This is a genomic window from Pseudophaeobacter sp. TrK17, assembly GCF_042192375.1.
Classification (GTDB): Bacteria; Pseudomonadota; Alphaproteobacteria; order Rhodobacterales; family Rhodobacteraceae; genus Pseudophaeobacter.
Genome location: NZ_CP071700.1, coordinates 1,057,089 through 1,073,335 on the forward strand (window position 1 = coordinate 1,057,089; position 16,247 = coordinate 1,073,335).

Here is a 16,247-nt window from a genome sequence, read left to right on the forward strand (position 1 = left end):
GAGGAAAAATGATGACGGCACAGACAAGCGCGGCGCAAGAAAGCGTCGCGGCGGATAGGTTTGCACTGATTGGGGCGGGGCCCATGGGGCTGGCCATGGCAAAACTGTTGAAAGAACAGGGCATTCCCTTTCAGGGGTTCGAGCTGCATTCGGACGTGGGGGGGCTGTGGGACATCGATGCGCCGCAATCGACCATGTATGAAACCGCGCATTTGATTTCGTCCAAAAAGATGACTCAATTTCACGACTTTCCAATGGCCGAAGATGTTGCTGAATACCCCTCGCACTGGGAAATGCGCCGCTATTTTTGCGATTTTGCCCGTCACTATGATCTCTACAAAGACTACGCTTTTAACTGTCAGGTGCTGTCCTGTGATCCCCTGGGGGGCAGCGGCGATGGCTGGCGCGTGACCTGGCGCGATGGCGAGGGGCAGGAGCACAGCGCGGTCTTTGCCGGCGTATTGATCGCCAATGGCACTCTGGCAGAACCCAATCTACCCAGCTTCAGAGGTCACTTTGACGGGGAGCAGATCCATTCGGCCCAGTACCGCGACCCGCGCCAGTTTGCCGACAAGCGGGTGTTGATTGTCGGGGCTGGGAATTCCGGTTGCGACATTGCCGTGGATGCCATTCATCACGGGGTGAGCTGCGATATCTCGATGCGGCGCGGATACTATTTTGTGCCCAAATACGTCTTTGGCAAGCCGGCGGATACCATGGGCGGTGCCATTCGCCTGCCGATGTGGCTAAAGCGCCGGGTCGATGGGATGATCCTGAAATGGTTTGTTGGCGATCCGCAGAAATACGGCTTTCCCAAACCGGATTATGCGCTCTATGAGAGCCACCCGGTGGTGAATTCGCTGATCCTGTTTCATGCGGGCCACGGCGACCTGACTGTGCGCCCTGATATCGACCATATCGATGGCAAAACGGTGCATTTTACCGATGGCTCACAGGCGGAGTATGACATGATCCTGACCGCCACCGGTTATTTGCTGCACTACCCTTTTATCGACAAAGAGCTGCTGAACTGGCAAGGCGCGGCACCACATCTCTACCTCAATTGCATGCATCCCAAACGCGACGATCTGTTTATGCTGGGCATGGTCGAGGCCTCGGGGCTGGGCTGGCAGGGGCGCCATGAACAGGCGGAAATGGTGGCGCGCTATATCAAGGGGCTGCGGGATGGCTCTGCGGGGGCGGCGCAGCTGAAACGGGAAAAATCCGCAGGGTTTGAGCGGGCAACCGGCGGCATGAACTACCTGAAACTGGCGCGTATGGCCTATTACGTGGACAAGGCAACCTACCGCAAGGCCGTCACCGGCTGGATCGCGGCCCTGACCGGGGGGCGGGCATGACCGATCTTGATACAGTTGTTCTGAACTTCAGCGGTGCCAGCTTGATGGTGATGAACGCCATTCTTGCCATCGTGATGTTTTCCATCGCGCTGGATCTCAAGCCCAGCGACTTTGCCCGACTGGCACGGGCTCCCAAACCTGTAGTGACCGGGTTGATTTCGCAGTTTATCGTGCTGCCCGCGCTGAGCTTTTTGCTGGTGCTTATTGTGGAGCCTCGGGCCTCTATTGCGCTGGGGCTGATCCTGGTTGCCGCCTGTCCGGGTGGCAATATCTCAAACTTCATCACCCATCGGGCCGGGGGTAACGCGGCGCTGTCGGTGTCGATGACCGCCTTTGCCACCGTTGGGGCGATCCTTATCACCCCGCTCAACATCGCCTTTTGGGGCCAGCTTTACGCGCCGACGCGAGAGATTTTGAACCGGGTGGAGATTGACCCGGTGCAGATTGCGATAACGGTGTCGCTGATGTTGGTGCTGCCGCTGGTGCTGGGGATCTTTCTCAACAGTCGCCGCCCGGCATTGGCCGACCGGGTGCGGCGGCCAATGCAGAACCTGTCGATGCTGATCTTTCTGGCCTTTGTGGTGCTGGCGCTTGCGGCGAATTGGGCCTTCTTTCTGCAGTTTGCGCCTTTTGTGGGCGGGCTGGTGGTGCTGCATAACGCCATCGCGCTGGCTGCGGGCTATGGCACCGCTTCGCTGGCGGGGCTGAGCGACTATGATCGGCGTGCCATCACCATCGAGACCGGCATTCAGAACTCGGGCCTGGGGCTGGTGCTGATCTTTGGCTTTTTTAACGGTCTGGGCGGCATGGCCGTGGTGGCGGCACTTTGGGGGATTTGGCACGCGGTGTCCGGTCTCTGCCTGGCCCAAATCATGTCCCGGCGGGAGGCAAGACGATGACAAAGGTTCTGATCACTGGCGCGGCAGGAGATGTTGGCTCGGCCCTGCTGCACGCGTTGGCGCAGGACGCGGGCAGCCCCTATGAGGTGGTGGCGACAGATATACGGTCGCCGGCAGTTCTGCCTGCGGGGATCCGGTTTGAACCGCTGGATGTGCGCGGCGATGATCCTGATCGGCTGATCGGGCAAGAGCGCCCGGATGTGGTGATCCATCTGGCCTCCATTGTTGCGCCAACGACGCGTGATTTTGCCCAGGCGGTCGATGTGGTTGGCTCGCGTAATGTGTTGGCGGCCTGTGTGAGCCACGGGGTCAAACGTCTGGTGGTGACCTCTTCCGGGGCGGCCTATGGCTATCATGCGGACAATGCGCAGCCACTGACTGAGAGCGATCCCGTCCGGGGCAACCGCGAGTTCGCCTATTCGGACCATAAGCGCCAGGTCGAAGAAATGCTGGCGACAGCCCGCGCCGAGACCCCTGCGTTGGAGCAGGTGGTGCTGCGGGTTGGGACCGTTCTGGGGGCGGGGCTGGAGAACCAAATCACCGCGCTGTTTCACAAACCACGCCTGCTGGCCATTGCGGGCTGTGACAGTCCCTTTGTTTTTATCTGGACCCGCGATCTGGCACGGATTCTGAAACGGGCAGTGGCAGAGGGGCCGCCGGGGATCTTCAACGTGGCCGGCGACGGGGCGCTGGGGGTTTCGGATCTGGCGCGGGCGATGAATAAACCAGTGCTGCGCCTGCCGGCCTGGGGGCTTAAGGTGGCGCTGGCCATCGCTCATCCTTTGAAACTGTCGCGCTATGGTCCGGCTCAGGTGCGGTTCCTGCAATATCGTCCGGTGCTGGATAACAGCGCCCTGAAGACGCGGTTTGGCTATGTGCCGGATCTGACCAGCGCCGAGGTTTTTGCGTTGTGGCAAAAGGCGGCGGGGCTGTGATGACAAACGGGAACCACAACAAAACGGCTATTATCACCGGCGGAGCAGGGGGGCTGGGCCTGGCCCTGGATGCCGGGTTGCGGCAGGCGGGCTGGTCTACAGTTTTGATCGACTTGCCGGGACCTGCGCTTGCGGCCCTGCCTGCAGTGAAGGGGCGGCAAATCATTGGCTGTGATCTGACCTATGCCGCCGCCATGGGCGCGCTGTGTGAGCAGATCCGTGACGATCAGGGCTCAATTGATCTGGTGGTCTATAATGCGGGCATCACCTGGATTGGCGCCTGCGCCGATCTGAGCCCAGAGGCGCATCGCAAAGTGTTTGATATCAATTACTTTGCGGCCACGGAAATGGCCCAGGCCCTGCTCAAGGACCTGCGCCGGGCCAAGGGCACCCATCTGGCGATCTCATCGGTTGCCGGGTTTAGCCCGCTGTTGCACCGCACCGCCTATGCCGCCAGCAAACACGCGCTGGAGGGGTTCTTCAAATCCCTGCGCTGCGAAGAAAAGCCATACGGGGTCCGGGTGGCAATCGCCGCGCCCAGTTTTGTGGCGACCAATATTGGCCGGTCCGAGGCCAAAACCAATGGCATTGCCCGCCCAGGGTCGGCGGTGGACGGGGTGGATTACATGACCCCCGAAGAGGCCGCTGCAGAGATCCTTAAGGGGCTGAAGCGGGGTAAAAGCGTCATCCCCGTGGGGCGGGTGGCGCGATTGTCCTCGATCATCAATCGAGTGTCGCCGGGGCTTTTTGAATGGCTGATGCAGCGAAAGATCGGCGCAGGCCCTGCAAAAGAACAGTAGATCAACTGGCGCAACTATGACCATCCCGGCCCAGTTGTTAACCAAAGTTAACACAAAACACGGGTTTAGGAACGGATCTCTTGATTTTTCAAGGTACGGCGAATAGGAGAATTTTATTCAATTTATTTCTTCGTCCTGCGGCATTGCATCGTTAAATTTGGGGGGGCTGTGGTACATTTTGGAGCACAATTGCGCGCTGGGCTTTTGCAGCGCATGGACCAGCCTGCGCTGATTTGCGACGAGATGGGCCCCTTGACCGGCGGGCGCTGTCTTGCGGCACTGGATCAGGTCATTTTGCGCATCGGCGCTACGGGCTGCGCGCCGGCTGCTCCTGTGGCCATCATTGCTCCGCTGGCCCGGCATGCAACGCTGGGGTTTCTGGCCTGCCTGCACGCCCATGTGGCGGCGCCTTTGAACCCTGACTACACCACCGAAGAATTTCTGTTTTATCTCAAGGATCTCAAGCCGGGATTGGTGCTGTTGGGAGAGGGCGCCAGCGCCGCAGCCCATGCCGCAGTTGCCGCTGCGGGTCTTGCCAGCCTGACGCTTGATGACGCGCTGTTTCAGTCCCCCCCGCCGGGGTCCGATCTGCCAGCCATGTCTGAGCCCGGCGCAGCGGGGCTTATCCTGCATACCTCCGGCACCACGGCGCGCCCCAAGATGGTGCAGCTGAGCCAGGAGAATCTGGCGATCTCCTGCGGCAATATCGCCCAGTCGCTGGAGCTGAGCGATCAGGATACCTCGCTCTGCGCCATGCCGCTGTTTCATATCCATGGATTGATGGCCTGCCTCGGGGCCGCGCTGGTTTCGGGGGGCCGCGTTGTCCTGGGTGGAAAATTCCAGCCAGAGCGGTTTGTCGACCATCTGATACGCCACAAGGCCACCTGGTTTTCTGCGGTTCCGACCATGCATCTGGTCTTGATCCAGCACCTGGAAAAGCGATCGGCGCCGCTGTCGCACAGGCTGCGCTTTATGCGCTCCTCTTCGGCACCTTTGCCCGCGTCGGTCATCGCCCGGCTGGAGCGCTGTCTTGGGGTCCCGGTCATCGAGGCTTATGGCATGACCGAGGCCAGCCACCAGATCGCCTCCAACCCGCTGCCGCCCGGAACACGCAAACCCGGCACAGTGGGCCTGGCGCGGGGCACCAGCATTGCCATTCTGGATGATGCGGGCCAGCCCCTGGCGGCGGGCACCGTAGGCAATGTGGTGATCCAGGGCGGCGGGGTGACGCCGGGATACCTGGAAAACCCACAGGCCAATAGCGAAGCCTTCCAGCAGGGCGGTTTCTGGACCGGTGATCTGGGGCAGCTGGACGATGAGGGCTACCTGACCCTCACCGGGCGGTGCAAGGAGCTGGTCAATCGCGGCGGGCAAAAGATCTCTCCGCGCGAAATCGACGAGGCTCTGCTCGAAATCGACGGCATCACCGATGCAGTGGTTTTTGCGCAACCACATCAAAGCCTTGGTGAGGATCTTGTGGCGGCAGTCTGCCTGGGCGACGACGCAGATCTCACCCCGGAGGCAATCCGCACCCAATTGTTTGCCCGGCTGATCGACTACAAGGTCCCCAGCCAGATCGCAGTGGTCGATGCCATTCCCGTCGGGGCGACGGGCAAACGGCAGCGGCTGCAGATGTGGCAGGCGTTGCAGTCGCATTTCACCAGTGGCTTTCGGGCGCCTTGCAGTGCGGTAGAGATCATCCTGTGCGAATTCACCGCCGAGGTTCTCAACCTGGAGCGTATGGGGCTGGATGATAATTTCTTCAACTGCGGTGGCAATTCCATTCTTGGGGTGCAGCTCTCGGTCACACTGGGCGAGCTGCTGGGCTGTTACATCCCGCCAACGGTGATCTTTCGCCACCCGACACCAAGTGGCCTGTCGGAATACGTGCTGGGGCTGCTGTCTGAGCAGGAGATTGCGCAGCTGGAGCAGGCCTTGAGTGGTTTGGCCGCGCCTGACGCTGACGCTCCGGTGTGCAAGACGGTATGAAAGACGGTGTGAAAGACGGTGTGAAAGACGCGGCTGGGGCAACAACAGGCGGGGGTGGCCGCGAGAGGCGGCAAGGCGCCCTGCGCCAGGGGCTCGCTCGCCGCCTTGCTCCCAATGGCCATCTGGCCATCGCTGCGGCGCTCAAATCCGGCGGGATCACCCATGTCTATTCCCTGCCGGGCAATCCGATGTACGCCACGCTGGGGGCCTGTGTTGACACCGGGCTGACGGTGATTGGCTGCCGCAGCCAGTTTGGTGCGCTAAGTGCCGCCCTGGCGCATAATTTCCAAGCAGGCAAGCTCTGCGCGGTGGCGATATGTTCGCCCAGTCCGGGGGTGACCAACTGCATTACCAGCCTGTCGGATGCCAAGAGTAATCACTGGCCGATGCTGTTGATTGGCGGGGTGGTTGAGCCGTCGCAGGCGCAGGCAGCCCCCGCTGAGGCGGGCGGCGATCAGGGCGGGGCCATGTTCCAAAGCTTTGGCATGTTCCAAAACTTTGACGGGGCCAGGGCGGTTGCGCCCTGTTGCAAGGCTGTGATGCAGCTGCGCGATCGCGACGGGCTTTTTGCGGGGATCACACGGGCGCTTGAACAGGCGCAGACCGAGCCCTGCGGGCCGGTCTTTGTCGAGGTGGGTCCGACTGTGCTGAACGCCCGTCACCACGACGCGCCTGTGGCACTGCGACACAGCAAACCAGCCCAGCCGATTGGTGTCTCTGCGCAGCTCGACCATGCCAAAAGACCGGTTTTGATCCTGGGCGAAGACCTGCGCTGGCATTCTACACTGACGCCAGAGCGACGCGGGGCGCTGCAGGCCGTGCTGGAACAGTTGCAGCTGCCGGTGCTGGCCACCGATATGGCGCGGGGCATTCTGCCGGACGGGCATCGGCTGAGCCTGTTCCTGGCCAAGGACGAGGCGTTGAAAAACTGCGATCATTTGGTGCTGTGTGGCGCGGATTTGGATTGGCGCTTTGGCGCCGGCAGTGCGCTGGGCGATCAGGTGACAGTTGCGCAGCTTGCGCCCCGGTTTGACGATCTGCTGGCCCTGCTTCAGGCCGCCACGCCAGCCCCCGGCCGCGCGGGCTGGGTCGCTGATCTGGCCCAGGCCCATCAGCGCGGGTTTGCCAAACTGCACCAGCAGGGGGCAACGGCCCGCGAGGCAGGCCGGATGAACCAGCTTTGCGTGCAGCTGGCACGCTGGGTGCCTGAGCATGCGGTGACACTCCTGGACAGCGGACTTGCGCTTTCCAGTGGTCATAATTTCTGGCCGGTGCAGCAGGCTTTTTCCCGGATGACGCCGGGGCAGAATGGCACCATCGGGTTGGGCATTCCCTTTGCGCTGGGCAGTGCGCTGCAGGTGCAGGACCACCCCCACAGCCAGGGGCGTCCGGTTGTCGCGCTGGTGGGCGATGTGGGCTTTGCCCTGGCGGCAAGCGAGCTGGAAACCGCCCAGCGGTGCATGGCCAAACTGGTCATTGTGGTGGCTGACAATGGGGGCATCAATGGGCGCGGCTTTCAGGACAATTGGCTGGCGGCAGACAGCCCGGATGTCCTCCGCTACGGCGCTGCGGTGGACTACGCCAAAATTGCCCAGGGCTGGGGTGTCAGGGGTATCACCGCGCGGTCACAACAGGACCTTCAAAGGGCGATGGCTGAGGCGCTGAACGCCAAAGGCCCAACGGTGATTTCGGTTCCGATGGGGCAAGTCTTTGACGTGCCGCAACCAAAAATAGACGGGGTCAGGGATGGCGATTGAAATGACTTCTCTGCGGGCCTCCCTGCGTCGCCGACTGTTGAGCCGGTCCAAAGCCACGGCAAAGGGTCCGCGTCGCCGCCCCCCCGGCGACCTGTTGGTGACCGCGCCGAAGGTGCAGCAGGGGTTCTGGTGCATGGATCAGCTGGCGCCTGGCTGCGGGGTTGCAAACGTCAGCCGTTCCTGGCGCATTGACGGCGATTTTGAGCCAGACAGATGCCATCAGGCGCTTATTGCCCTTACTGAAAAGCACGACTGCCTGCGCTGCGGCCTGCACCTGCGCGACGGCGCTTTGCAGATGGCGATTTCGGAACAGAAAGACCCTGATTTTGCCCAGGTCGATCTGCGCCAGCCTGGCGACATGCCATCTTGTGGCGAGGCGGAAAAGAAGGCTGAGGCGATCATGGCCACCGAAAGCCTGCGGGCTTTTGATCTGGGCGCCGACCCGCTGTTGCGTCTGCGGGCCTACCGGGTTGGCGATCAGGTCTGGCTGCTGCATCTGGTCTATCACCACGCGATCATGGATGGCTGGTCAGTGGGGCAGTTCTGCGAGGAGCTGGGGCAGCTCTATGGGCAGTCTTCCAGTGCAAAATCTGGTGCAAATACTGGTGCAAATCTCAGCGGGAAAGCGGATCGCCCCCCCTATGATTTTGCCGATTACGCCCGAGATCTGCAACAGCGGCCCCAGGGGGCGGCTGTCGCGCAGAACGCGGCCGCATTGGCACCGCTGCCAGAGCTGTCGCTGCCCTTTGACTTTGCCCCGCCGACACAGCCTTCCTATGGTGGCAAAAGCACGCCGCTGCAGATCGGCGCGCAGACCTGGTCTGCCCTTGAGGCGCTGGCGGAATCCCTGCATGTCTCGCCCATATCTGTGCTGCTGGCAGCCTTTCGACTTGCGCTGTTTGAGATGTCTGGCCAGCGCGACTTTTACCTGGGCAATACCGCCATGACCCGCAATGGGCCGGGGGTTCAGCGGATGCTTGGCGCCTTTGTCGATACCCTGCCCATTCGCACCCCCCTGGCGCAGGGGGCGGCGTTTGCGCAGGTCTGTAAGGCGGAACAGGCTGCTTTGGCGCAGACCCTGGAGCAGGCTCTGGCGCAGGGCATCCCCCAGGGGGGCGCTGTGGCGGCAGAGCAGATGCAGGCCCCGGCACTGCGCTTTCAGGCGGTGTTGAACTATCGTGGGTTTTCAACCCGCAACCTGCTGTTGCCTGGCTGCGAGGTTCACTACCGGCCTGTTCCGAACCAGGCGACGCCCTTTCCCCTGGCTTTGAATCTGGAAAAAACACCGCAGGGCTGCGCGGGGGAGCTGGCCTGGAATGCCGCCCGGTTTACCGCCGCCACTGCCGCCCGGATTGTCGAATTGATCACAGCGACGCTGGACGCCGGGCTGCAGGACCCCAAGGCCCCAATTGAGGCGCTGCTGCGTCAGGTCAGAGCCCGGGAGGGGCGTTCGCGGGTGCTTTCCTGTGACGCCGTCGCCCCAAGCCCGCCGGTGGGAGAGCTGCTGGCCCGCGCCTTTGATCACTATGGGGACCAGCCCGCCCTGCGCTGTGGCGAGCTGCGCTGGAGCTACGGGGATCTTGACCGTGCCAGCGCCGCCTGGGCGCGGACACTTGTGCAGGCCCCGGGATCTGTGGGTGATCTGGTGGCGCTGGCTTTGCCCCGGGGGGCGGATTTTGTCGCTGCGCTTATCGGGATTTTGCGGGCCGGGCGCGCCTTTGTGCCCCTGTCGCCGCAGGATCCGCCGGAGCGGCTGAAACGGATCCTGCAACAGGCGGCGCCCAAACATCTGATCGCACAGGCCGATTTGGCGCAGGCCCTTGAACTCCCTGCGCTCAAACCGGAGGAGGCCGCCAAAGCCGCTGCCCCCTTTGCAGATTTGGCGCCCGAGAGTTTGGCTCCCGAAGATTTGGCCCCCGAAGATTTGGCCTATGTCATGTTCACCTCTGGCTCGACCGGCACACCAAAAGGCGTGGCGGTCCCGCATCGGGCTTTGGCCAATTACCTGGCTGCGGTGGGCCAGGTGTTTGCGCCGCGTTCTGGTGATCGGCTGCTGTCGACCAGCGCCACCACCTTTGACAGTATTATTTATGAGGTGCTGCTGCCGCTGGGAACCGGCGGCGAACTGGTGATGATCGAAGAAGATCTGCGCCGGGATCCCTGGCATATTGTTGAGTGCCTGCGCGACACCGCTCCGCATCATTTCTTTGCCACGCCCTCTTTGTGGCGGATGCTGTTGCAGGCCGGTCTGCCCGACATGCCGCAGCTCACGGCGTTGGCAGGAGGAGAGGCGCTGCCCCCAAGGTTAGCGGCGCAGATCCTGCCCCGGGTGGGGCGGCTGTACAATGTCTATGGGCCGACCGAAGCCACGGTGTTTTCCACCTGGCAGGAAGTCTTGCCACAGACCACGGGCGACAGTTCCATACTCCCGGTTGGATCGCCGATTGGCCAACCCTTTCCCGGCTATCGTCTTGCGGTGGTTGATCCTTCGGGCCAGCCTGTCTGGCCGGGACGTCTGGGGGAGATCTGGATCGCCGGCGCCGGGGTTGCAACCGGCTATTACAAATCCCCTGCGCGCACAGCGCAGAGCTTCCCGCTGGCCACCAGTCTGGGGGCAGAGCCTGAGCGCTGGTACCGCACCGGAGATCAGGGCCGGTTGCGCGGGGATGGGACGCTCAGCTACGCGGGGCGGTTGGATGATCAGTTGAAAATCAGCGGCCAGCGGGTGGAACCGGGGGAGATTGAAAATCTCCTGGTGGCCAGCGACTATGCGACGGGCGCTGCGGTGTTTGCCGCCACGATCAACGATAAATCCATCCTGGTCGCTTTTTACCTCCCGCAAAAGGCCGCAACAGAGACTGCGGTGCGCCGCTACTTGCAGGCCAATCTGCCCTCGGCCTGGGTTCCGGGGCTGGTGGCCCAGTGTGATGCGCTGCCGCTGACCTCCTCGGGCAAACTGGACCGCAGAGCGCTGCAGCGTCGTGCCAAGACGCTCTTTGCGAGCCGTTTTACATCCCGGAATGCGGCAGATGCCCCAGAATTGAACGCTGACTGCTGCGGGCAAGGCGGTGCAGAAGGGGGCATCAGGGCGGAGCTGGCCCCGGCCATATTGCAAGGATGGCAACAGGCTCTGGGGCAGCCGCCCGCCAGTGACGATCAGGACTTTTTTGCAGCCGGCGGTAATTCGCTGCGCTTGATTACCCTGCTTGCCCGCATCCGCGAGCTGACCAGCTGTCACCTGCCGGTGGCAGAGGCCTTTGCCAGCCCGACCCCCAGAGGGTTGCAGGCGCTGTTGGCAAAGACGGCGCCGCTGGATTTGCACCAAGCCCTGGTCTGCACCAAAGCAGGCAGTGGACCTGACCCGCTTGTCTTTTTGCCCGGCCTGGTGCCGACAGGGCCAAATCTGACGGATATGATGGCCCAGGCGCCCCAAGACCTGAACTGCTATTTGATGCAAAGACCTGTGGCTGCGGCCTTGGCCACCCCGCGCAGCTTTGCGGATCACACGCGCTATTATGCCAGGGTTCTGGATCACAGCTATCCCGAGGCCAAGCTGCATCTGACCGGGTTTTCCTATGGCGGCGCCGAGGCATTTGAAACCGCGCGCCAGCTTGCAGCGCTGGGGTTTGCGCCTGCCAGCCTGACGGTTATCGATCATGGGCCGGTGTTTCGCAGACTGTGGCCGGTGGATCCGACCTGGGGCGGGGAGGCTATTCGGGCTGAAAAACGGCGGCGTGCCCATGTTTTTGCCCCCTGGGCGGGCGATATGACACTGGTACGCGGGGATCGTCCTGGCCTGCTGTCGCTGGCCATGATCGCTCAAGGCTGGGAGGATTTTGTCGAGGGCGAGGTTGCCGTTCATATGGTGCCCGCCACACATGACGAAATGCTGCATCAACAGGCGGCAGCAACCCTGCAGGCCGTGTTGGGGCAGCAACCGCCGGACTGTATTGTTGCGCCTCAGCCGGGAGCCGCAGACCGGCGCCGGGTCTCGCATCTTTTGGCCAAAGGTGAGCCGGAGGCAGCCCTGGATCTGATCTGTGGGATCAGTCGAGAGCACCCCAACCACCCCTGGGCGGCCTTGGTTGCCGATCAGCTGGCCTTGGATATGGGGAAAGAGTGCACTGATATGCTGGCGGATTGGATCGAGACTGCTGACTTGCTGCCACCCAAGGGGGTTCCTGCTCTGGCCTGGCACGGGGCACGGGCGCAGGCGTTGCTGCGGTTGCAGGACCCGCAGGCGGCGCTGGCAGAGGTCGAGATAGCGCGCGCCAGTGCCAGCACTCATTTGGCCGGTAAGCGGATACGTGAGCTTGAGGTGATCTATGCGGAGCTCCTGCAGCAGGTGGACCGCATGGACGAGGCAACGGCGGTGTTGGTGCACGCCAATAAACTTGGTGCAACCCGATCGGATATCTCTATTGCCTTGGGGATTTGCCTGGCCAAGCAAGGGAAGTTTCACAGGGCCTTGTCTTTGTTGGCACCTGCAAAAGACACCAAAGACTGCACCCCCGACCTGTTGTTCTGGCTGGCGCAGGCAGAGCAGGGGTTACAGGCTGAGCAGGGGGCGCAGGCTGAGCAAGGGCCACGGGCAGAGCAAGGGGCACAGGCAGAGCAGGCGGTGGGGTAGTTGGCAGCGGTGTAGCGGCACCCCGGCTGGTTTATGCAGGTCAGGAGGCCAGAGATCACCGGTTTGGCAGCGCAACCCCGGCGCAGCCTTTCAAGGCAGCGCCGTCATCAAGGATGCAAAACACCGGGGCGGTCAGGTCTGGGAACTGGGGATCTGGCCGCCCATAGGCCCGCACAAAGGCGGATTTGGCAGGGCTCGTCAGCAGATTCCGGGCCAGGGTTCCGGCAAAATACAGCCCGCCACGGGGCAAAAACCCCTTGATGAGGTTGCGGCTCAGCAGCGCCAGGAGTTCTGCGTAGAACCCGGTAAAGGCCGCGACGCTATCATTGTGAGAGGCGGCTGCCATGATCGCAGCGGCATTGTGCAGCGGCGGGGCCTCCGGTGCCCAGGCCGCATAGAGCGCCGCAAAGCCACGGCCGGAAAAGCAGCACTCTATGGTGGTAAAATCAGTGGCTCTGGCGCCGATCTGCGCCTGCAGCGCCTGATACAGATCCAGCGGCAAGGCGACATGGCCAAATTCAGATTTCAGACTGACAACGCCGTGATCCGTGGCAATCACCGGGCTGACATTAAACCCGGTGCCGATCCCGATGACCAGCTTTTGCCCCTGGGGATCTGCCGTGCTTAGTGGCTGGATCTCAGCCAGGTCGTGTTCCGACAGCTCAGCAAGACTATGCCCCAATGCGCTGAGATCATTTAGCAAACAGACCGCAATATTGCCCATGTCCTGGGACAGATCCCGTGAGGAGAGATCCCAGCCGCGATTGGTTACCTGGGCATGTTGGTCCCCCGCAGATCCATTGACCGGACCGGCAACCGCAATCACCATCTCGGTAATCGCGGTCTGCTCTGTATCCCTGAGATAGCGCTCCAGCAGATCTGAAAAGCTGGCAAAATCTTCGTTCCGGTAGCTCTGCACCGCCTGCAAAGGCTGGCCTGCTGCCGTGCTCAGCGCCAGACGGCAATTGGTGCCGCCAAGATCCGCAACCAGACGCCGCATCTAGTTCAACCGCTCGCCGGTATCCGGCGCAAAGAAGGACACCTTACCGAGATCAAAGGCCAGATCCAGCAGGGTGCCAGGCTGGGCTTTGGTTTCGGCATGCAGCCGTGCGGTGACCTGTTTGCCCCCCAATTCCGAGACCACATAGGTGTCGGCGCCGGCCGGTTCCACCAGATCAATGCGGCACTGGGCGGCCTGAACCGATGCACCGCTGCGGAACCCGGCTTCGGCGATATCTTCGGGGCGCAGGCCCAGGATGACATCCTCAGGCAGGTCTTGCGAATGCGGGCTTTGCAGCACCATCGGGGCGCCCTCGGGGCGGGCGATTTCGATCTGGATGCCACTGCCTGCCCGTTGGGTGCGCGCCGGGATCAGGTTCATCGCGGGCGAGCCCATGAAATCGGCGACAAACAGATTGGCCGGGTGGTTATAGATCTCGGCTGGGGTGCCGATCTGCTGCACCACGCCGCCCTTCATCACCACAATTTTGGTGGCCAGGGTCATCGCCTCGATCTGGTCATGGGTGACATAGACCATGGTAGCGCCCAGGTTCTGGTGCAGTTTCTTGATTTCTGATCGCATACTGACCCGCAGCTTGGCATCCAGGTTCGACAGCGGCTCGTCAAACAGGAACAGTTTTGGATCGCGCACCAGGGCGCGCCCCATGGCCACCCTTTGCCGTTGGCCGCCTGACAGCTGGCCGGGGCGACGATCCAGCAGCGGCTCAATCTGCAACTGCTGCGCCACCTCGGCCAGTTTGCGGGCCTGGGTGGCAGCATCTATGCCGCGCACCTTCATGCCAAAGGTGATGTTTTTGGCCACCGTCATGGTGGGGTAGAGCGCATAGGACTGGAACACCATGGCGATATCGCGGTCTTTGGGGCTGACCTGGGTCATGTCGCGCCCGCCAATGCGGATCGACCCGCCTGAGATCGGCTCCAGCCCGGCGATGCAATTGAGCAGGGTGGATTTGCCGCAGCCCGAGGGGCCGACAAGCACCAGAAAATCGCCGGGGTTGATGGCGACATTGACCTCCTTGAGGATTTCCACCGCGCCGTAGTTTTTGCTGAGGGACTGGATGTCCAGGATCGGGGTCATAGCATTAGCCTTTTACAGAGCCGGCGGTGAGGCCGCGAATAAAGTATTTTCCTGCAACCACATAGACCAACAGGGTGGGGAGACCGGCAATGATCGCGGCGGCCATGTCGACGTTGTATTCTTTGACGCCAGTGGTGGAGTTGACGATATTGTTCAGCGCCACAGTCACCGGCTGGGTGCCCGCCTGGCTAAAGCTAACGCCAAACAGGAAATCATTCCAGATCTGGGTGAACTGCCAGATCACTGTGACGACGATAATCGGCAGGCTCAGCGGCAGGAATATCGACCAGAAGATGCGAAAGAACCCGGCGCCGTCAACCTTGGCCGCTTTCACCAGATCACCGGGGATGGTGACGTAGAAGTTGCGGAAAAACAGTGTGGTAAAGCCGATACCGTAGACCACATGGGCAAAGATCAGCCCCGGAATTGTCCCCGCCAGCCCCATCAGCCCCAGCATCCGGGCCATGGGCAGCAGCACCACCTGAAAGGGGATGAAGCAGCCAAACAACATCGCCGAGAAGATCAGATTGGCGCCGCGAAAATTCCACTGGGCGATGATATAGCCGTTGGCGGCGCCCAGAAAGGTCGAGATCAACACAGCTGGCACCGCCAGCAGTACCGAGTTCCAGAAATAGGGGCGCAGGCCTTCGCATTGAATGCCGGTGCAGGCCTCGGACCAGGCGGTGCGCCAGGCGTCAAACGTGACTTCGCGGGGCAGCGCCACCAGGCTGCCACTGCGGATTTCTTCCAGGCTTTTGAGCGAGGTGGTCAGCATGACAAAAAGCGGCATCAGGTAGAACAGCGCAAACAGGCCCAGCAGGGAAAACAGCAGCCAGCGCAGGGCAATTTGCCCCGGGCGCAGGGGTGGTGACACGGCAGGAGCGGCAGAAAAATCAGACATGTTTCGCCCTCAGTTCGGAATAGAGATAGGGAACAACAATGGCAAAGACCACGCCCATCATCACCATGGCGGAACTCGCCGCCTGACCAATGTCGCCACGCGAAAAGGCCATGGCATACATATAGGTTGCGGGCAGATCGGTGGCATAGCCAGGGCCACCCCCGGTGAGGGCGACCACCAGATCAAAGCTCTTGATCGCCAGATGGGCCAGCACGATAAAGGCCGACAGAAAGATCGGTGCCATCGAGGGCAGGATAATGGCCGAATAGATCCGCCAGCCGGGAATGCCATCAATCTGCGCCGCCTTGATGATCTCCCCATCGACGCTGCGCAGCCCGGCCAGAAACAGCGCCATGACAAAGCCAGAGGCCTGCCAGACGCCGGCAATCACCACCGCATAAATCGCCATATCGGGGTCAATTACCCAGTTGAAGCGAAAGCCCTCATAGCCCCAGCTCCGCACCATGGCCTCGATCCCCAGGCCGGGGTTCATGATCCATTTCCAGGCGGTGCCGGTGACGATCATCGACAGGGCCATGGGGTACAGATAGATGGTGCGCAGCACGCCTTCGACGCGGATGCGCTGGTCCAGCAGGATTGCCAACAGCAGTCCCAGTGCCATGGAAATGCAGATGAATAGCGCGCCAAACAGGAACAGGTTGTCCATGGCGGTGTCCCAGCGCGGTGCTGCAAACAGCCGCTTATACTGGATGACCCCATAGAGATCGTATTTGGGCAGTAGTTTTGAACGGGTCAGAGAGATCCAGGCTGTCCAGGCGATGAAGCCATAAACAAAGATGAGGATCGCCACAAACGAAGGGGCCAGTACCATCTTGGGGATCTGGCGTTCCAGCCATGCGCGCATTGGATCGTGCCTTTA

At 61.8% G+C, this 16,247-nt stretch carries 11 protein-coding genes; 7 read left to right on the top strand and 4 right to left on the bottom strand.

The features are described from left to right. Positions 1–11: 11 nt before the first annotated feature. The 7 genes from JZI28_RS04925 to JZI28_RS04955 all read left to right on the top strand — a co-directional run bounded on the left by JZI28_RS04925 (position 12) and on the right by JZI28_RS04955 (position 12,368). Positions 12–1,358, top strand: a complete 1,347-nt coding sequence (locus JZI28_RS04925) for a flavin-containing monooxygenase (protein ID WP_375699420.1) — start codon at positions 12–14, stop codon at positions 1,356–1,358. Continuing rightward, a complete protein-coding gene (locus tag JZI28_RS04930) occupies positions 1,355–2,257 on the top strand; it encodes a bile acid:sodium symporter family protein (RefSeq protein ID WP_297339225.1) in 903 nt (300 codons plus the stop codon). The genes JZI28_RS04925 and JZI28_RS04930 overlap by 4 nt, the downstream gene beginning before the upstream one ends. Next, positions 2,254–3,192 (top strand): SDR family oxidoreductase, encoded by a 939-nt coding sequence (locus JZI28_RS04935; protein WP_375699421.1) that lies wholly within the window; start codon positions 2,254–2,256, stop codon positions 3,190–3,192. The genes JZI28_RS04930 and JZI28_RS04935 overlap by 4 nt, the downstream gene beginning before the upstream one ends. Further along, the gene (locus JZI28_RS04940) at positions 3,192–3,992 is read left to right on the top strand and encodes an SDR family NAD(P)-dependent oxidoreductase (protein ID WP_375699422.1); all 801 of its coding nucleotides are present in this window, start codon (positions 3,192–3,194) and stop codon (positions 3,990–3,992) included. The genes JZI28_RS04935 and JZI28_RS04940 overlap by 1 nt, the downstream gene beginning before the upstream one ends. Before the next feature lie 168 nt (positions 3,993–4,160). Beyond that, complete coding sequence (locus JZI28_RS04945; RefSeq protein WP_375699423.1) at positions 4,161–5,981, top strand: AMP-binding protein; 1,821 nt, start codon at positions 4,161–4,163, stop codon at positions 5,979–5,981. After that, a complete protein-coding gene (locus JZI28_RS04950; protein ID WP_375699424.1) occupies positions 5,978–7,738 on the top strand; it encodes a thiamine pyrophosphate-binding protein in 1,761 nt (586 codons plus the stop codon). Before JZI28_RS04945 ends, JZI28_RS04950 begins: the two co-directional genes overlap by 4 nt. 1 nt (position 7,739) lies before the next feature. After that, positions 7,740–12,368, top strand: coding sequence for an amino acid adenylation domain-containing protein (locus JZI28_RS04955; protein WP_375699425.1), 4,629 nt, complete (start codon positions 7,740–7,742; stop codon positions 12,366–12,368). A 55-nt stretch (positions 12,369–12,423) separates the two neighbouring features. On the opposite strand, the gene JZI28_RS04960 is transcribed toward JZI28_RS04955, so the two are convergent. The 4 genes from JZI28_RS04960 to JZI28_RS04975 are packed head-to-tail and all read right to left on the bottom strand — an operon-like array spanning position 12,424 to position 16,232. Next, positions 12,424–13,368, bottom strand: coding sequence for an ROK family protein (locus tag JZI28_RS04960; RefSeq protein ID WP_375699426.1), 945 nt, complete (start codon positions 13,366–13,368; stop codon positions 12,424–12,426). Continuing rightward, a complete protein-coding gene (locus JZI28_RS04965) occupies positions 13,369–14,466 on the bottom strand; it encodes a sn-glycerol-3-phosphate ABC transporter ATP-binding protein UgpC (protein ID WP_353399470.1) in 1,098 nt (365 codons plus the stop codon). 4 nt (positions 14,467–14,470) lie between these two features. Continuing rightward, on the bottom strand, positions 14,471–15,367 hold the full coding sequence (locus JZI28_RS04970; RefSeq protein WP_295450508.1) for a carbohydrate ABC transporter permease: 897 nt from the start codon (positions 15,365–15,367) through the stop codon (positions 14,471–14,473). Continuing rightward, on the bottom strand, positions 15,360–16,232 hold the full coding sequence (locus tag JZI28_RS04975) for a sugar ABC transporter permease (protein ID WP_348154702.1): 873 nt from the start codon (positions 16,230–16,232) through the stop codon (positions 15,360–15,362). The genes JZI28_RS04970 and JZI28_RS04975 overlap by 8 nt, the downstream gene beginning before the upstream one ends. Positions 16,233–16,247: the final 15 nt, after the last annotated feature.